A 17,339-nucleotide genomic window follows, 5' to 3' on the forward strand; every position below is an offset into this window, starting at 1 on the left:
TCCACCAGACGGCCCTCAGGCGCGGTGCTCGGGGGAGTCGTGGCGGGTCACGGGGTCGGCCGGGTGCCCGGTGTCGGCGACGTGGTGGGCCACCGCGTGCCCGCTCGCCGTCGCGTGCCCGCCGTCGGTGCGGAAGAGGGCACTGGGCCACCACATCCACCGGCCGAGGTCGAGGGTGAGGGCAGTGACCAGCACCGAGCGGACCACCAGCGTGTCCAGGAGCACGCCGAGCGCCACCGCGAAGCCGAGCTCGGCCAGGAAGACGATCGGCAGCGACCCGAGCGCGGCGAACGTGCCGGCCAGCACCAGCCCCGCCGAGGTGATCACACCGCCCGTGGCCGCGAGCCCGACGAGGGCACCGCGACGCGTGCCGTGCACGAGCGACTCCTCGCGCACGCGGGTCATGAGGAAGATGTTGTAGTCGATGCCGAGCGCCACCAGGAACACGAACGCGTAGAGCGGGAACGAGGAGTCGGTGCCCCCGAACCCGAACAGGTGCCGGAACACCAGGGCGCTGATGCCGAGCGCGGCACCGAACGAGAGCACCACGGTGACGAGGAGCACCACCGGCGCCATGACCGAGCGCAGCAGGACCCCGAGGATCAGCAGCACCGCGAGCAGGACGACGGGGATGATCAGCCGCGTGTCCGCCGCGGACGCCTGCTGGACGTCGTGGTTGATCGCCGTCGTGCCGCCCACGAGGGGGTCGCCCGGGACGTCGGCCATCGCGTCGCGGGCCCGGTCGACGGTGTCGGAGGCCGCCCGGGAGTCCGGAGCCGCCTCCAGCGTGCCCTCGACGTAGCCGACGTCGCCCCGCACGACGGGCTCGGAGACCGAGTCCGGGGCGATGCCGCGGACGTCCTGCAGCGCGGCGGCCGCCTCGTCGACGTGTGCGGCGTCGACGACCACCTGTACCGGCGCCCCGGCTCCTCCGGGGAAGTGGTCGGCGAGCTTCTCCTCGGCGACGATCGACGGCTGCTCGGTCGTGAACTGCTCGGCGTCGGAGAGTCCGTTGGCGTCGAGCTGCACGAGTCCGACGGTGAAGACGGCGAGGAGAAGCGTCGTCACCGCCCACACAGCGCGGGGACGACGGGCGATGCGACGTCCGACGCGACCCCAGACGCCGTCCTCGGCGGGCTGCGGGTCGCCGTGGTGCGGGACGAAGGGCCAGAACACCCAGCGTCCGCACACGACCAGCAGCACCGGCAGGAGTCCCAGCATGGTCACGAGGGCGACGACGATCCCCGCGGCGGCGACGGGACCCAGACCGGCCGTGGCCTGCATCTGTGCGAGCAGCAGGCAGAGCAGCCCCACCACGACCGTCGAGCCGCTCGCCAGCACGGCCGGCGCGGCCCGGTGGAGGGCGTGCGCCATGGCCTCGTGACGGTCGGCCGTGTTCCGCAGCTCCTCGCGGTACCGGGCGACGATGAGCAGGGCGTAGTCGATGCCCGCGCCGAGCACGAGGACCGAGAGGATGCCGGCGCTCTGCCCGTTGACGGTGAGGCCGGCGTGCTTGGCGAGGAGATAGACCACCCCCTGCGCCGCGAACACGCTCAGCACGCCGCAGAACAGGGGGATGATCCACAGCACCGGGCTGCGGTAGGTGAGCAGCAGCATGACGACGACGACCGAGATGGCCGCGAGCAGCAGGATCCCGTCGATCCCCGCGAACGCCTGCGCCTGGTCGGCACCGAGCGCGGCGGGCCCGGCGACGTACACCTCGGCGCCGTCGGCCTCCTTCTCCGCGAGGTCGCGCAGTTCCTGCACCGCGTCGGGGAGCCGCTCCAGCCCGGCGTCCGCGTCGACGCGCAGGTTCACGACCAGCTCGGCGGCCTCGCCGTCCCGCGAGGGGATCGGGCCGACGACGTCGCCGGTCACCTCGGGGACGCTCGCGAGCTCGGACTTCAACGCGGTGAGGCGCTGCAGGTCCTGCGGTCGCGCGCCACCGTCCCGCACGAGCAGCACGATCGCCGGCAGCACGTCGGGGTCGGCGAAGCGCGACGCCCGCTCGATCACCTGGGTCGACTCCGCGTCGGCCGGAAGGAACGACGACGCCTCGTTGCGCTGGACGTCGCTGAGCTTGGTGCCGAAGGCCAGCCCGAGGCCGAGGAGGAGGCCGACGAGGACGACGAGCACCGCCCACTTGCCCGCGCGGTGCGTGATCCAGCTGCTGACCTGCCGGCCCATCGGAACCTCCTCGACCCTCCGCGCGACGCTCGTCGCGGCGGGACCAGCATGGCGGACACCGGGTGTCCGGGGGAATGGGTGACAACCCTGGTCCGGTGTCGGGGGTGGGCACCTGCGCCGACCGACGCGGGTGCGGGCCCGCCTGGGATACTGGCGGCGATGAACCCCACCTACGCCGAGGTCGAGGCCGCCCTCCTGGGCCGCTGGCCCGAGACCAGGCTCGAGCCCTCGCTCGAGCGCATCACCGCACTCTGCCGCCTGCTCGGCGACCCGCAGGACGCCTACCCCGTCGTGCACCTCACCGGCACCAACGGCAAGTCGTCGACCGCGCGCATGGTCGACGCCCTGCTGCGCGCGCTCGACCTGCGCACCGGCCGGTTCACCAGCCCGCACCTGCAGAGCATGACGGAGCGCATCAGCCTCGACGGCGAGCCGCTCACCGAGGAGCAGTTCGTCGAGGCGTTCGCCGACGTCGCCGCCTACGCGCAGGTCGTCGACGACAGCCAGCCGCACCCGGTCTCGTTCTTCGAGCTGACCGTCGCCATGGCGTTCGCCGCGTTCGCCGACGCGCCGGTCGACGCCGCCGTCGTCGAGGTGGGCATGGGCGGCTCGTGGGACGCCACCAACGTCGCGCACGGCAAGGTCGCCGTGGTCACCCCGGTGGCGGTCGACCACGCCCGCTACCTCGGCGACACCGCCGCCGAGGTCGCCGTCGAGAAGTCGGGGATCATCAAGCCCGGCTCGCACGCGGTGCTCGCCGGGCAGGAGCCCGACGTGCTCGACGTGCTCGTGCGCCGCAGCCTCGAGGTCGGTGCCACGGTGCTGCGCGAGGGCGTCGACTTCGGCGTGGTCGAGCGGCTCAACGCCGTCGGCGGCCAGCAGATCTCGCTGCAGGGCCTGAACGCGCGCTACGACGACGTGCTCCTGCGGCTCCACGGTGCCCACCAGGCGCAGAACGCTGCCGTCGCGTTGGCGACGGTCGAGGCGTTCGTCGACGCCGAGCTCGACGCCGACCTCGTGCGCGCCGCCTTCGGCGAGGTGACCTCGCCGGGTCGTCTGGAGGTCCTGCGCCGCAGCCCGACGGTGCTGGTCGACTCCGCCCACAACCCGCACGGTGTTCGGGCGGCGGTCGAGACGGTGCAGGACGCGTTCACGTTCAGCCCGCTCGTGGGCGTCGTCGGCGCCATGGCCGACAAGGACGTCGAGGAGATGCTGCGTGAGCTCGAGCCCGTGCTGGCGCACGTGGTGTGCACGCAGAACAGCCTCGACCGGTCGATGCGCGCCGAGGAGCTCGGCGAGCTGGCCGAGGAGGTGTTCGGCGAGGACCGCGTGACGGTCGTGCGCAGCCTCGACGACGCCCTGGTCCGGGCGATCTCCATGGCCGAGACCGGCGAGGGCATGGAGGAGGCCATCGGCAGCGGCGGCGTCCTCGTCATCGGTTCGGTCGTGACCGCCGGCGAGGCGCGCATCCTGCTCGGCGGCGGACCTTCCGGCGGCGCCGCATGAGGGGCATGTGCGCCGCGGTGCTCACCTTCGAGGCGATCCTGCTCGGGCTCAGCACCCCGGTGATGATCACCGTCGAGGACGTGCCGGTGTCGACCGCGCTCCCGCTCGGGCTGGGGCTGGCCGCGCTGTGCATCCTCACCGCAGGCATGCTCCGCCGCTCCTGGGGCTACACCGTGGGGCACCTCATCCAGGTGGCGTCGGTCGCGCTCGGCTTCCTCGTGCCGGCCATGTTCTTCGTGGGCGGCATGTTCGCGCTCCTGTGGGTCAGCGCGTTCGTGCTCGGCCGGCGGATCGAGGAGGACAAGCGGCGCTGGGCCGAGGAGGGGCCGGACCCGGCCTGAGGGTCTCGCGTCGCGGGCCCGACCTGCCTACGGTGGAGCCATGGTGCGTGTGCTCGCGGTCTCCGACGAGGTGGTGGACTCGATTCACCACCCGCAGGTGCGTCGCCTCGCGCCCGACCTGGTCGTCGGCACGGGGGACCTGCCGTGGGACTACCTCGAGTTCCTGGCCTCTGCCCTCGACGTCCCGGTCGTCTTCGTCCCGGGCAACCACGACCCGGAGGTCGTCACGCGGGTGACCGGGTGGCGGGCGGTGCTGACGGGCGACGGCATGCCGCGCGCCGACCCGCGACCGATCGGCTGCAGGAGCGCCGACGGCCGGGTCGTCGAGGCGGCCGGTCTGCGCATCGCCGGCCTCGGCGGCAGCATCCGCTACAGCCACGGCGCGAACCAGTACACGCAGCGCCAGTTCGCGCGACGCGCCCGGCGGCTCCTGCGCCGCGCCGGCGACGAGCCCGTCGACCTCCTCCTCACGCACTCCCCGCCGAGCGGCCTCGGCGACGAGGACGACCCGCCCCACCGGGGCTTCGACGCGCTGCACCAGGTGCTCGACGTCCTGCGCCCGACGTGGCACCTGCACGGGCACGTGCACCCCTACGGCATGGCCAAGCCCGACCGGCACGTCGGGCCGACCACGCTGCGCAACGTCATTCCCTACCAGCTCATCGACGTCGAGCCGATCCGTCGGCCGGTCGGCGTCGCCGTCGAAGGAGGTCCCGATGGTCAGTGACTCCGGCTCGCCGAGGGTGGACGCCGAGAGCGACTTCCTCCGCGCCCGACGCGCGCAGGTGCTCTCCTCCCTGGCGGCGCGGCTGCGCAACGACCGCGACGACGTCGTGCGGTCCCTGTCGTTCGACGAGGTCGTGGAGGCGCTCGGACGTCGTGGTGAGCACTACGTCGGGACGAAGGTCATCCCGCTCGACGCGATCGTGGGGTCCGTGGACAAGGAGCGCGACTTCGACCGACGCTTCCGCCCGACGTCGACGCGCAGCCGCGAGCGCTGGGAGAGGCTCGCGCTGGCCACCCGCCGGGGCGAGGTCATCCCGCCGATCGAGGTGTACCAGGTCGGCGACTACTACTTCGTGCGCGACGGGCACCACCGCGTGTCCGTCGCCCGGAGCATGGGCGACTCGGTGATCGAGGCCCGCGTCACCGCGGTCGACACGCTCCTCACCCCGACGGGCGTCGACGTGCGGTCCGACCTCGAGCTGAAGCACTGGCGGAGGCTCATGCTGGAACGCGTGCCGTTCACGGGGGAGGCCCGTGCCGCGATCGCCTTCGACCACCCCGAGCAGTACGGGGAGATCGCCGAGACCGTCGAGGCGTGGGGAGCGCGGACGATGCACGCCGAGGGCGCCTACATGGACAAGCCGACGATGGCGGCGCGCTGGTACGCCGAGGAGTTCGAGCCCGTCGCGCGTCTGATCGAGGACGCGGGCGTCCGCGGCCCGAAGGAGCGTCTGGCTGCCGCGTACCTGCGGGTGGCCTGCGAGCGCTACCGCCTCATCCGCGAGCACGACTGGAACGCCGAGGTCATGGGTCAGGTGCGCGTGCGGTCCCGGCCGCCGCGACGCTGATGCGCCGCGACGACCGGCCCGCTGGTGCGGAGCACCAGGACGAGAGTCCCGCGGTCAGAGCCCGACGGTGAGGTTCTCGCCGCTCTTCGGGTCGAAGAAGTGCAACCGGTCGGAGTCGATGAACAGCGTCACGTCGTCGTCGCCCTGCGCGCCGCTCGCCGCGTCGAGCGAGACGACGAGCTGGGTGCGCAGCGACTCGCTGTCGGCCTCGCGGGCGAGGTCGCGCAGCTGGTCCTGGACCTGCGCCTCGGCGTCGTACGGGACGTAGGCGTACTGCTGGTCGCCCAACCACTCGCGGACGTCCACGTGCGCCTGGAACGTGCGCGTGCTGTCGACCGCGTCGTCGGCCATCACGGACACGTCCTCGAAGTGCTCGGGCCGGATACCGGCGAGCAGCAGGCCCTTGCCCTCGGTGCGCTCGGCCTTGTCGGCGGGCAGCGGGAACGTGCCGAACGGGAGCGTGACCTGTCCGTCCTCGACGGTGGCGGGCAGGAAGTTCATCGGCGGGGAGCCGATGAAGCCGGCCACGAACAGGTTGACGGGCTGCTCGTACAGCTCGCGGGGCGACGCCAGCTGCTGCAGCACGCCGCGCTTCATGACCGCCACCCGGTCGCCGAGCGTCATGGCCTCGGTCTGGTCGTGCGTGACGTAGACGGTGGTGATGCCGAGCTGCTTCTGCAGCCGGGCGATCTCGGTGCGCATCTGGCCGCGCAGCTTCGCGTCGAGGTTCGACAGCGGTTCGTCGAACAGGAACGCCTTCGCGTCGCGGACGATCGCGCGACCCATCGCCACGCGCTGGCGCTGGCCGCCGGACAGGTTGCCGGGCTTGCGCTCGAGGTGCTCGTCGAGGTCGAGCGTCCTGCTCGCCTGGCGGACCTTCTCGTCGATCTCCTTCTCCGGGCGCTTCTTGAGGCGCAGCGGGAAGGCGATGTTCTCGTACACCGTCAGGTGCGGGTAGAGCGCGTAGTTCTGGAACACCATCGCCAGGTTGCGGTCGCGCGGGGCGAGGTCGTTGACGCGCTCGCCGTCGATGACCATGTCGCCGGAGGTGATGTCCTCCAGGCCGACGATCATCCGCAGCAGCGTCGACTTCCCGCAGCCCGATGGGCCGACGAGGATCAGGAACTCGCCGTCGGCGACGTCGATGCTGACGTCGTTGACCGCGGGGAAGCCGTCACCGTACTTCTTGACGATGTTCTTCATCTCGATGGTGGCCATGGATCAACCCTTCACTGCGCCGGCGGTGAGGCCCGCGACGATCTTTCGCTGGAAGAACAGGACGAGGAGGATGACCGGCACCGTGGCGACGACGGCACCGGCGGCGAGCAGCGACGCCGGCCGGTTGAACGGGTCGGCGCCGACGAAGAACGACAGCGCCGCGGGGATGGGGCGAGCCCGTTCGGTCGACGTCAGCGAGATGCCGAAGACGAAGTCGTTCCACGCGAAGAAGAACGTCAGGATCGCCGCCGTGAACACGCCGGGGGCTGCCAGGGGGACGATCACCTTGCGGAAGGCCTGCCACGACGTGGCGCCGTCGACCTGGGCGGCCTGCTCCATCTCCCACGGGATCTCGCGGAAGAACGCCGACAGCGTCCAGATCGCGAGGGGGAGCGTGAAGCTCATGTAGGGGATGATCAGGCCGATCCAGGTGTCGTAGATGCCGAACGTGCGCCACATGTCGAACAGCGGGCCGACGAGCGAGACCACGGGGAACATGGCGATGACCAGCGCGGTGGTGAGCACGAACTTCTTGCCCTGGAACTCCAGGCGTGCCACCGCGTAGGCAGTGAGGGTCGCGAGCGCGACCGAGAGGATCGTGGCCGTCAGCGAGATGCCGATGGAGTTGAGGATGGCGCGACGGAACTGCTCGTCCTGCAGGACGTCGACGTAGTTCTGCCAGCCGGCGCCACCCCCGCTCTGGGGGAAGAACCCGGGGCTGCCGTTGGTGACGGCCTCCTGGCTCTTGAACGACAGCGAGATGATCCAGGCCACCGGGAGGAGGCACCACAGCAGGATCAGGACGAAGCCGACGAGCGTGCCGACGCGGGTGAGTGCGTTCTTGTTCATCTCACGCCTCCTGCCGTGCGTCCGCGAGGTTGACGCGGAAGATCTTGACGATGAGGAAGGCGACCACCAGCACCGACAGGAACAGCAGCACCGAGAGCGCGGAGCCGATGCCCAGCTGGAACTGCTCGATCACCTGCCGGTAGGTCAGGAACGAGATCGACTCCGTGTTGTTCGCGCCCGCCGTCATCACGAAGATGTTGTCGAAGATGCGGTAGGCGTCGAGCGCGCGGAACAGCACCGCCACCATGATCGCGGCCCGCATGTTCGGCAGGATCACCTTCCACAGCCGCTGCCACCACGTGGCGCCGTCGACCTTCGCCGCCTCGAGCATGTCCTCGGGCACCTGGGCCAGACCGGCGAGCAGGAGCAGCGCCATGAACGGCGTCGTCTTCCAGATCTCCGACACCATGATCGCGACCATCGAGCTCTCGTAGCTCGCGAACCAGTTGAAGTCCGAGCTGACGAACGGCAGCCAGCTGTTGACGAAGCCGTTGGTGTTCGAGAACGCGAACTGCCAGGCGAAGCCGGAGACCACGGTGATGATGCCGTAGGGGATGAGGATCGAGGTGCGCACCAGCCCGCGCGCGAAGACCAGCCGGTGCATGACCATCGCGAAGGCGAAGCCGATGACGAGCTCGACCGCGACGGTCACCACCATGATGAAGACGGTGTTGCCGGTGTCCCTCCAGAACAGGCTGTCGGTCAGGGCCGTCGCGTAGTTGTCGAGGCCGACGAACTCCCGCTCGTCCGGTGCCGTCAGCGAGTAGCTGAAGAAGGACAGGTAGAGGGCGCGCAGCATCGGGAACGCGGTGACGAGCAGCATCAGTGCGACGGCCGGTGCCACCAGCTTCAGGGCGAGCCGGTTCTCGCCGCGGCTGCGGTCGGAGGCGCGGGTGGCGGTGGAGGTGCTCACAGCAGGGCCTCCCCTCGGAGGACGGCGCCCAGGAAGTCGGCCGACTTCTTCGGCGTGGTGTCGGGGTCGACCTGGCGCGGCGAGTGCCAGACCGACTGGATCGCGCTCGAGATCTGGCTGTAGAAGGCGCTCTTCGGCCGGGGGCCGCCGGTGTCGATGCTCTCGGCCCACAGGGCGAGCAGGTCGGCCGGGTAGGCCTCCTTGAGCGCCGCGGAGTCGTACACCGACTGGCGGGCCGGCATAAGTCCCTCGTTGACGGCGAGGTCGCGCTGCGCCTCGGCGTTGGTGACGCACACGGCGGCCTCCTGCGCGAAGTCGGGGTGCTTCGAGAAGGCGCCGACGCCGATGTCGATGCCGCCGATCGGGGGCCGGGACTCCTCGCCCGCCACGGTCTGCGGGTAGCGCGCCCACCCGAGGTCCTTCAGCTGCTCCTCGTCCGCCGGCCCACCCGGCTTGCCGACGAGTCCCTCGTAGTTCTTGTAGACGAAGGTCCAGTTGGTCATGAACTCGCCCGGACCCTCCTGCGGGAACATCTGGCCGAGGCTGGTGCCCTCGTTCGACGTCGTCAGGTCGGGCTGCGCGGCCTTGGACCTCGCGAGCTTCTGGATGACCGCAGCGGCCTCCTTGCCGGCCTGGCTGTCGATGGTGACCTTGGCGTCGCGACCGTCCTCGACGGTGGACGGGTCGAGGATGTCGCCTCCGGCGCCCTGGATCAGGCTGTTGATCCACACGACGTACGCCTCGTACTTGTTGGCCTGCACCCCGACGGTGCCACCCTCCTGGGAGGCGGCGTCGATCACCTGGTCCCACGTGACCGGCTTGCTCATGTCGAGGCCCGCCGCCTGCGCGAGGGACTTGCGGTACCAGAGCACCTGGGTGTTGGCCCACTGCGGCGCGGCGACGACCTGGTCGTTCCAGGTGACCGTCTCGGCGGCGCCCTTGAGGACGTCGTCGTCGAGCACCGCGTCGGCCTGCTCGCCCTCGAACGGCCTCAGCCACTTCGCGTTGGCGAACTCCGGCACGAAGACCGGGTCCAGGCTCATGAGGTCGGTCGAGTCGTCGCCGGCCGCGAGGCGCCGCGCGAGCTGGGTGCGCTGGTCGGTGGCGCTGGCGGGCAGCAGCTGGATGGCGATGTCGTAGTCGTCGGTGCTGCACCGCTCGGCGAGCTGGTTGAGCGTGTCCTGGCCGTCGGGGTTGATGTACCAGTTCAGCGTCGGCTTCCCGCTCGACCCGCCGCACGCGGCGAGCAGCGAGGAGCCGAGCGCGACGCTCGCGACCACCGCTGCGGTCCGTCGTCGTCTGCCCGTCATGAGCTGCCTCCCGTTCGCTCGTCCCGTGGTGATCGGCGCCACACGGGACTCCTCAACGTAGGGGGGCGTCGGCGACGACGCAAGCCAGGACCGGGACGATCGGTCAGGACCCGACGGGCCGCGTCCACACGGTGGTGTCCGACGGGAGCCGGCCGTCGTCGAGGTCGCCGCTGGTCACGAGGACCTCGCCGGCGGGCAGCGCGACGGGTGCGTCGGACAGGTTGGTGCGCACCTCCGCGACGGCTGTGCCGTCGGCGTCGAGGAGCCGCAGAGCGAGCACCCCGGCCGGGGCGTCCGGCAGCCACGTGAGGGTGGCGGTGCCGATCCCGAGGGCGCGACGGACGCGCAGGAGACGACGGTAGAGCTCGAGCGTCGAGCCCTCGACACCGCGCTGGAGACCGGGTGCCAGGTCGGCGTACACGGCGGGCTGCGGCAGCCAGGGCTCGCCGGGGCCGAAGCCCAGGGACGGCCCCTCGGCCGCCCACGGCACCGGGACGCGGCACCCGTCGCGGCCGTGGCGGGTGCCGCCCGACCGCGCGAACGTCGGGTCCTGCAGCACCTCGTCGGGCAGCCGGGTGTGGTCGGGCAGGCCCAGCTCCTCGCCCTGGTACAGGTAGGCCGAGCCGGGGAGCGCGAGCATGAGCGCGGTGGCCGCGCGGGCGCGGCGCAGACCGAGGACGGGGTCGGGCTGCTCGTCGCGCGGCCCGATCCCCTCCACCTCGGCCACCTCGGTCGCGTCGGAGCGACCGAGACGTGTCGCGTGGCGCACGACGTCGTGGTTCGAGAGCACCCACGTCTGCGGCGCACCGACCGCGCCCGCGCTGGCCAGGGCGTCGTCGACCGCCGTGCGCAGGGCGTCGGCCCGCCAGGGCGTCATGAGGAAGGAGAAGTTGAACGTCTGGTGCAGCTCGTCGGACCGCACGTACGCCGCGAGCGCCTCGGCGGGCTGCACCCACGCCTCGCCGCACAGCATCCGGTCGTCGTCCTCGCCCCACAGGGCGGTCTGCGTGCCGCGGTACTCCTCCACGAGCGCACGCCAGCGGCGGTACACGTCGTGCACCCCGGGCTGGTCCCACATGGGCAGGAGGCTGCTGCGGTCGCGCGTCTCGTCGAGGGACAGGTCGGCGTCGGGCAGGCCCTCGGCCTTCACCAGGCCGTGCGCGACGTCGATGCGGAAGCCGTCGACGCCACGGTCGAGCCAGAAGCGCAGCACCGACTCCAGCTCGGCGTGCACCTCCGGGTTGGTCCAGTCCAGGTCGGGCTGCGTGGTGTCGAAGAGGTGCAGGTACCACTCGCCGGGGGAGCCGTCGGGGTCGGTCGTGCGGGTCCACGCCGGGCCGTCGAACTTCGACTGCCAGTTGTTCGGCGGCTCGGAGCCGTCGTCGCCGCGGCCCGGGCGGAACACGTAGCGGGCGCGCTCGGGACTGCCGGGACCCGCGGCGAGCGCGGCGCGGAACCAGCGGTGCTCGCTCGACGTGTGGTTCGGCACGACGTCGACCACGACGCGCAGGCCGAGCTCGTGGGCGCGTGCGACGAGGGCGTCGAAGTCGTCCAGCGTGCCGAATAGCGGGTCGACGTCGCGGAAGTCGGCCACGTCGTAGCCCCCGTCGTTCTGGGGGGAGACGTAGAAGGGCGAGAGCCACAGCGCGTCGACGCCGAGGTCGGTGAGGTGCTCCAGGCGCGACGTGATGCCGGGCAGGTCGCCGACGCCGTCGCCGTCCGCGTCGGCCCACGAGCGCGGGTAGACCTGGTAGATGACGGCGTGGCGCCACCACGGCTGGTTGCTCACGGGTTCCTCCGGGGCTCGCGGGTCGACGGTCGGGGACGCGTCGCGCCGACGCCGGGTCGAGGTGACCGCCCGCGCCCCCGCCGCCGGAGGTCGTGTCCCACGCTACCGACGCAGCCACCGCGGTCGGTCGGGGAGCCCTGCCCCGCTAGGTTGAGGGCATGTCCCAGCGCACGCTCGTCCTGCTCAAGCCCGACACCGTCCGCCGTGGCCTCGTCGGCGAGGTCCTCCGCCGCTACGAGGCGAAGGGCCTCACGATCGTGGCGATGGAGCACCGCGCCATCGACGCCGAGCAGGCCGACGCCCACTACGCGGAGCACGTCGAGCAGCCCTGGTACCCGCCGCTGCGCGACTTCGCGACCTCGGGCCCGCTCGTCTCCCTGGTGCTGGAGGGCGACGAGGCGATCGCCGTCGTCCGTGCCCTGAACGGCGCCACCGACGGCCGCGCCGCCGCCCCCGGCACCATCCGCGGCGACCTCTCCCTGTCGAACCGCGAGAACCTCGTCCACGCGTCGGACTCCGAGGAGTCCGCCGCCCGCGAGATCGCCCTCTGGTTCCCGTCCCTCGCCTGACCCAGGAGGACGCACGATGCTGCGTTCGTGTGCGGCCGTCCGAAGGATGCTGCATCCGTGACGGGATCCGGACACGAACGCAGCATCGTCGGCCGTCAGGCACGGGAACGCCGCATCGTGCGCCGGCTCGGGGACCACGATGACGGACGGGGCAGGAGCTCAGGTGCGGGCGCACCTTCCCAGCCGTGCGCCCGAGCCATGCGGTCGAGCTGGTCCATGACCCTCCCCGGGTGGTGGCGCACGGCGTAGGAGGAGAAGGTCAGGCCGTGCCGTCCGGTGATCACCACCTCGTTGGCGCGCAGGAGGTCGACGTCCCACTGCTCCACGGCCAGGTGCGGGATCCCGTGCACCTCCACACCGAACCCCAGCTGCTCGCACCAGACGTCGAGGTAGAAGCGCCCGCTCGGTCCGCGGACCGCCTGCTGCCGGGTGGCCAGCGGGAGCCCGCTCGCACGCCAGATCGCGGCGAAGTCGCGCTCCGGGACGGACTGGATGCCGCCCGAGGCGTCGAGGATCGACGAGACGATGACACTGCGGTGGCGGCACCGTCCGCGGCGGGTGAGCGCCTCGCGCAGGTGGCGGGTCGTGACCAGCCCGGACTGCAGGGCGCTGATCACGATCCAACGGGCGTACCGCTCGTTGCCGTGCCACGAGGCGGCGTCGAGCACTGACCGGGCGGGTCGAGTGCGCCGCGGGTGGCGTTCGGGGTGCACGTCGTCGTCACCGAGCGCGCCGGACCAGTGCGCCGTCGCGCCCTGCCAGGAGGGCGGGCGACCGCCTGACGGCAGCACGACGAGGTGTCGCGAGTCGTGCGCGTCGAAGCCGTCGTGGCGCAGCGCCGCGGCCCCGGCGAGGGCCGAGCGCGGTGGCGACGACGCCAGCGCGAGGAGGTCGCGCTCGTGCTGGTTCAGCGGTCCGTTGTGCGTGACGACGACGCCGCGGCACGGGCGTGTCCAGACGCCCTCGCGGATGCGCCGTCGCACGGGCCATGGGCCGAAGAGGTGCTCCGCCTCGCGGATGCTCAACACCGTGTCCATGGGTCCACGCTGCCCGGCTCCGCGACGTGACGAGGAGCCGTGTCAGCGGCCTGTGGACGACCGTGTCGTCGATGTCGGCGCGTCCACAACCGCACGCACGATGCTGCGTTCGCGTGCGGGAGCTCGAACGCTTCTGCGTTCGCGACGGGATCTGGACGTGAACGCAGCATCCTTCGGCCCGGTGCGCAGGATCGCTCAGGAACGCAGAATCTTGCGTCCCGGGGTCAAGCGGGGTCGAGCGGGGGCGGGTCGGCGGGGCCGGCCCAGGGGACGACGATGTGGGCGAGGACGCCGTGGAAGCGTCCGCGGACCTCCTCGGGCAGCCAGACCACCTCGTGCGACTGCGACGCGATGTCGACGGTGCCCTGCAGGGTCACGGCGTCGACCGCCTGACGCGGTGCGTCGCCGACCCGGTCCTCGTACTCGACCAGCGTGACGCCAACGCTGATCGGCACCTCGTTGCGGTTCACGAGGCCGATACCCCAGAACTCCGCCGGCTCCAGCGTCGCGCGCTCCTCGAGGTCGACCATGACGGCCTCCACCGGGGCGACGACGCCGTCGAGGTCGACCTGCTCCATCGCCTCGACGTGCACCTCGACGCCGCGCACGTTGCGGGCGCCCTGGCCGTGGAAGTGCAGCACGTCGACGGCGTTCGCGCCGGGCGGGGCGACGACCTCGCCGCGGTCGATGCCCAGCACGGTGCCGACCTCGACGTTCGGCAGCTCGCGGCCGTACACGTCGCGCGGGACGAAGCGCAGGATCGGGCGCAGCCCCACCTCGGAGCCGTTGCGCAGCGTCACCGTCTGGTCCGGTGCGTCAGGATCGCTCGACTTCGGGACGTACGACAGCGTGATCGGCGGCTTGCGCCGGTTGAACAGACCCATGGCAGGAGAGCCTACGGACGTCGGCTCAGTACCAGCCGGCACCCTGCTTGAACGACCACGCCTCGCAGGGGGAGCCGTAGCGGTCCTGGATGTAGCCCAGGCCCCACCGGATCTGCGTGGCGGGGTTGGTCTGCCAGTCGGAGCCGGCCGACGCCATCTTCGAGCCGGGCAGGGACTGCGGGATGCCGTAGGCGCCGGAGCCGGGGTTCTCGGCGTCGACCTGCCAGCCGGACTCCTGCGTCCAGATGTTGTCGAGGCACTGGAACTGGCTGGCGTCCCAGCCGAAGTCGGCGAGCATCGCCTGCGCGACCGTCCGGGGGTCGGCGTTCTCGAGCGCCTTCTGGCGCTCGGCCTCCGCCTTGGCCTCGGCGGCGGCCTTGCGACGCGCCTCGGCGCGGGCGGCTGCCTCGCGGGCCTCGTCGGCGGCCCGCTCGCTGGCGGCCCGCTGCCCCTCGGCCTTCGCCGTCAGCTCGTCGACCTTCGAGTCGGCCTCCTGCTGCACGAGCACGGCGTCGGACATCCGCTGCGCGGCGGCGAGCGGGGTCGCGATCGCGGCGACGGGGCGCAGCCCGGCCTCCTCGGTCGCGGCAGCGGCGGGGCTGGAGCCCACCGCCTGGGCACCGGCGGTCAGTCCGCTGACCACCACGACGCCGCCCACGGCGCACGCCGACAGGGCGCGCTTGCTGGGCAGCGCGTCGGTGACGTCGGCCAGGGTGTCGAGGGCGCGGTCGCGTCGGCGCTCGAACGCCGACGGTGCGCGGTGACGTGCCATCCGGTGCCGACCGCCCGACCGGTCGACGGGTTCGTCGTGACGCACACACTCTCCTGCAGGCTCGGGGACGGGGCGGGGAAGGGCCCGGGACGAAGCCTCCACTGTAGACGCCGAGACTGAGAGCCGCGGCAGGTTCTCTCAGGTGGGACGTCGGACCGCGGCCTGCGGGGTCTCGACGGCACCCGCTCGCCCCGTACCCTGGAGGGCATGTCCGTCGAGTCCGTCTTCCCTCGTCTCGAGCCCCTCCTGCCCACCGTCGGCAAGCCGATCCAGTACGTCGGCGGCGAGCTCAACGCGACGGTGAAGGAGTGGGACGACGTCACCGTCCGCTGGGCGCTCATGTACCCCGACGCCTACGAGGTGGGCCTGCCCAACCAGGGCGTCCAGATCCTCTACGAGGTGCTGAACGAGCGCGACTGGCTGCTCGCCGAGCGCACCTACGCCGTCCAGGCCGACATGGAGGCGGTGATGCGCGAGCACGGGATCCCGCAGTTCACGGTCGACGCGCACCGCCCCGTGCGCGCGTTCGACGTGCTCGGCGTCTCCTTCGCGACCGAGCTCGGCTACACCAACATGCTGACCGCCCTCGACCTCGCCGGCATCCCGCTGCACGCCGCCGACCGCACCGACGACGACCCGATCGTCCTCGCCGGCGGGCACAGCGCCTTCAACCCCGAGCCGGTGGCCGACTTCCTCGACGCGGCCGTGCTCGGCGACGGCGAGGAGGTCGCGCTGGCCATCAGCGAGGTCGTGCGGGAGTGGAAGGACGAGGGTCGTCCGGGCGGCCGCGACGAGCTGCTGCTGCGGCTCGCAGCCTCCGGCGGGGTCTACGTGCCGCGCTTCTACGACGTCGACTACCACGACGACGGACGCATCGCGTCGGTCCGGCCGAACCGCGACGGCGTGCCCTGGCGGGTGCGCAAGCACACCGTGATGGACCTCGACCAGTGGCCGTACCCGCGCAAGCCGCTCGTGCCGCTGGCGGAGACGGTCCACGAGCGCTACTCGGTGGAGATCTTCCGCGGGTGCACGCGCGGCTGCCGGTTCTGCCAGGCCGGCATGATCACCCGGCCGGTGCGCGAGCGGTCGCTGCAGACCATCGGCGAGATGATCGACACCGGGTTGAAGGAGTCGGGCTACCAGGAGGTCGGGCTGCTCAGCCTGTCGAGCGCCGACCACACGGAGATCGGCGACCTCGCCAAGCAGCTCGGCGACCGCTACGAGGGCACCAACACGTCGCTGTCGCTGCCGTCGACGCGGGTCGACGCCTTCAACATCACGCTCGCGAACGAGTTCAGCCGCAACGGCCGACGTTCGGGCCTGACCTTCGCTCCCGAGGGCGGCAGCGAGCGGCTGCGCAAGGTGATCAACAAGGCGGTCACCGAGGACGACCTGATCCGCACCGTCACCGCCGCCTACTCGCACGGCTGGCGTCAGGTGAAGCTCTACTTCATGTGCGGCCTGCCGACCGAGACCGACGAGGACGTGCTCCAGATCGGTGTGCTCGCCAAGAAGGTCATCGAGGCCGGACGCGAGGCGTCGGGCCGCCGCGACATCCGCTGCACGGTGAGCATCGGCGGGTTCGTGCCGAAGCCACAGACGCCGTTCCAGTGGGCTGCCCAGCTCGACCACGAGACGACCGACGAGCGGCTGCGCAAGCTGCGCGAGTCGGTGCAGTCGGACAAGCGGTTCGGTCGCGCGATCGGCTTCCGCTACCACGACGGCCGCCCCGGCATCGTCGAGGGACTGCTGTCACGCGGAGACCGTCGCGTGGGTCGGGTCATCGAGGCCGTGTGGCGCGACGGGGGCCGCTTCGACGGCTGGAGCGAGCACTTCTCCTTCGACCGCTGGGAGTCGAAGGCGGCCGAGGTCTTCGCCGACCAGCCCGTCGACCTCGACTGGTACACCACCCGCGAGCGCGGCCACGACGAGGTGCTCCCGTGGGACCACCTCGACGCCGGCCTCGACAAGGAGTGGCTCTGGGAGGACTGGGAGGACGCCCTCGACCCCGACGCGCTCGAGATCGAGGACTGCCGCTGGACCCCGTGCTACGACTGCGGCGTCTGCCCCCAGATGGGCACCGACATCCAGATCGGACCGACCGGCCAGAAGCTGCTGCCGCTCACCGTGGTCTGACCTTCCTTGCCGCGTCGGTCGTCGTGACCTTGCTGGCGCGTTGGCTGCGGTGGGTCTCGTCCTGCTGGCGCGCTGCTGCAGGGGTCCCGTCCTGCTGGTGCGCTGCCGCAGGGGGTCTGGGGTTGGTGGTCCCCTGCCGCAGGGGGCCTGTCCTTGATGGTGCGCTGCCTCGGCTCACGCTGGGGGTGGTCTCCGAAAGGGCCTCGACCGGCAGCGGGTCCGGGGGTGGCTTCGGGTCTCGGGGTCCGGTCTGG

15 protein-coding genes are annotated in these 17,339 nt (G+C 71.8%); 6 read left to right on the forward strand and 9 right to left on the reverse strand.

Annotation, left to right across the window (positions count from 1 at the left end; translation table 11 throughout):
* Positions 1 to 15 precede the first annotated feature (15 nt).
* Positions 16 to 2,187, reverse strand: coding sequence for an MMPL family transporter (locus AC3WRM_RS11440; RefSeq protein WP_492248547.1), 2,172 nt, complete (start codon positions 2,185 to 2,187; stop codon positions 16 to 18).
* Positions 2,188 to 2,346: 159 nt separating this feature from the next.
* On the opposite strand from AC3WRM_RS11440, the gene AC3WRM_RS11445 reads away from it, so the two are divergent.
* Genes AC3WRM_RS11445 through AC3WRM_RS11460 form a run of 4 tightly spaced genes read left to right on the forward strand, consistent with a single transcriptional unit; the run spans position 2,347 to position 5,608 of the window.
* Positions 2,347 to 3,693 carry a bifunctional folylpolyglutamate synthase/dihydrofolate synthase gene (locus tag AC3WRM_RS11445; protein ID WP_492248548.1) on the forward strand — a complete coding sequence of 449 codons (1,347 nt, stop codon included), beginning with the start codon at positions 2,347 to 2,349 and terminating at the stop codon, positions 3,691 to 3,693.
* Positions 3,690 to 4,034 carry a DUF4233 domain-containing protein gene (locus tag AC3WRM_RS11450; protein WP_492248549.1) on the forward strand — a complete coding sequence of 115 codons (345 nt, stop codon included), beginning with the start codon at positions 3,690 to 3,692 and terminating at the stop codon, positions 4,032 to 4,034. The genes AC3WRM_RS11445 and AC3WRM_RS11450 overlap by 4 nt, the downstream gene beginning before the upstream one ends.
* Positions 4,035 to 4,074: 40 nt before the next feature.
* Entirely contained in the window at positions 4,075 to 4,761 is a 687-nt protein-coding gene (locus tag AC3WRM_RS11455; RefSeq protein WP_492248550.1) for a metallophosphoesterase family protein, read from the forward strand.
* Positions 4,751 to 5,608 carry a ParB N-terminal domain-containing protein gene (locus tag AC3WRM_RS11460; RefSeq protein ID WP_492248551.1) on the forward strand — a complete coding sequence of 286 codons (858 nt, stop codon included), beginning with the start codon at positions 4,751 to 4,753 and terminating at the stop codon, positions 5,606 to 5,608. The genes AC3WRM_RS11455 and AC3WRM_RS11460 overlap by 11 nt, the downstream gene beginning before the upstream one ends.
* A 54-nt stretch (positions 5,609 to 5,662) precedes the next feature.
* Here AC3WRM_RS11460 and AC3WRM_RS11465 read toward each other — a convergent pair whose 3' ends face one another.
* From AC3WRM_RS11465 to AC3WRM_RS11485, 5 genes are all read right to left on the reverse strand, one after another.
* Positions 5,663 to 6,826 (reverse strand): ABC transporter ATP-binding protein, encoded by a 1,164-nt coding sequence (locus AC3WRM_RS11465; RefSeq protein WP_492248552.1) that lies wholly within the window; start codon positions 6,824 to 6,826, stop codon positions 5,663 to 5,665.
* Between the two features lie 3 nt (positions 6,827 to 6,829).
* On the reverse strand, positions 6,830 to 7,675 hold the full coding sequence (locus AC3WRM_RS11470) for a carbohydrate ABC transporter permease (protein WP_492248553.1): 846 nt from the start codon (positions 7,673 to 7,675) through the stop codon (positions 6,830 to 6,832).
* A 1-nt stretch (position 7,676) separates the two neighbouring features.
* Positions 7,677 to 8,588, reverse strand: coding sequence for a carbohydrate ABC transporter permease (locus tag AC3WRM_RS11475; RefSeq protein WP_492248554.1), 912 nt, complete (start codon positions 8,586 to 8,588; stop codon positions 7,677 to 7,679).
* Positions 8,585 to 9,898: an extracellular solute-binding protein gene (locus AC3WRM_RS11480; protein WP_492248555.1), complete on the reverse strand. Its 1,314-nt coding sequence runs from the start codon at positions 9,896 to 9,898 to the stop codon at positions 8,585 to 8,587. Before AC3WRM_RS11480 ends, AC3WRM_RS11475 begins: the two co-directional genes overlap by 4 nt.
* Positions 9,899 to 10,001: 103 nt before the next feature.
* Positions 10,002 to 11,687, reverse strand: a complete 1,686-nt coding sequence (locus tag AC3WRM_RS11485) for a glycoside hydrolase family 13 protein (RefSeq protein ID WP_492248556.1) — start codon at positions 11,685 to 11,687, stop codon at positions 10,002 to 10,004.
* A 158-nt stretch (positions 11,688 to 11,845) separates the two neighbouring features.
* Here AC3WRM_RS11485 and ndk point away from each other — a divergent pair, with 158 nt between their 5' ends.
* Positions 11,846 to 12,256 carry a nucleoside-diphosphate kinase gene (ndk, locus tag AC3WRM_RS11490; RefSeq protein WP_253024378.1) on the forward strand — a complete coding sequence of 137 codons (411 nt, stop codon included), beginning with the start codon at positions 11,846 to 11,848 and terminating at the stop codon, positions 12,254 to 12,256.
* A gap of 95 nt (positions 12,257 to 12,351) precedes the next feature.
* Here the strand turns inward: ndk and AC3WRM_RS11495 are convergent, their stop codons facing one another.
* The 3 genes from AC3WRM_RS11495 to AC3WRM_RS11505 all read right to left on the reverse strand — a co-directional run bounded on the left by AC3WRM_RS11495 (position 12,352) and on the right by AC3WRM_RS11505 (position 14,994).
* On the reverse strand, positions 12,352 to 13,293 hold the full coding sequence (locus AC3WRM_RS11495) for a hypothetical protein (RefSeq protein ID WP_492248557.1): 942 nt from the start codon (positions 13,291 to 13,293) through the stop codon (positions 12,352 to 12,354).
* Between the two features lie 224 nt (positions 13,294 to 13,517).
* The gene (locus AC3WRM_RS11500; protein ID WP_492248558.1) at positions 13,518 to 14,177 is read right to left on the reverse strand and encodes a hypothetical protein; all 660 of its coding nucleotides are present in this window, start codon (positions 14,175 to 14,177) and stop codon (positions 13,518 to 13,520) included.
* A gap of 25 nt (positions 14,178 to 14,202) precedes the next feature.
* Complete coding sequence (locus AC3WRM_RS11505) at positions 14,203 to 14,994, reverse strand: aggregation-promoting factor C-terminal-like domain-containing protein (protein ID WP_492248559.1); 792 nt, start codon at positions 14,992 to 14,994, stop codon at positions 14,203 to 14,205.
* Positions 14,995 to 15,156: 162 nt separating this feature from the next.
* On the opposite strand from AC3WRM_RS11505, the gene AC3WRM_RS11510 reads away from it, so the two are divergent.
* Positions 15,157 to 17,085, forward strand: a complete 1,929-nt coding sequence (locus tag AC3WRM_RS11510; protein WP_492248560.1) for a TIGR03960 family B12-binding radical SAM protein — start codon at positions 15,157 to 15,159, stop codon at positions 17,083 to 17,085.
* Positions 17,086 to 17,339: the final 254 nt, after the last annotated feature.

The sequence above is a fragment of the Aeromicrobium sp. EU05-FHT14F07 genome, assembly GCF_058790455.1.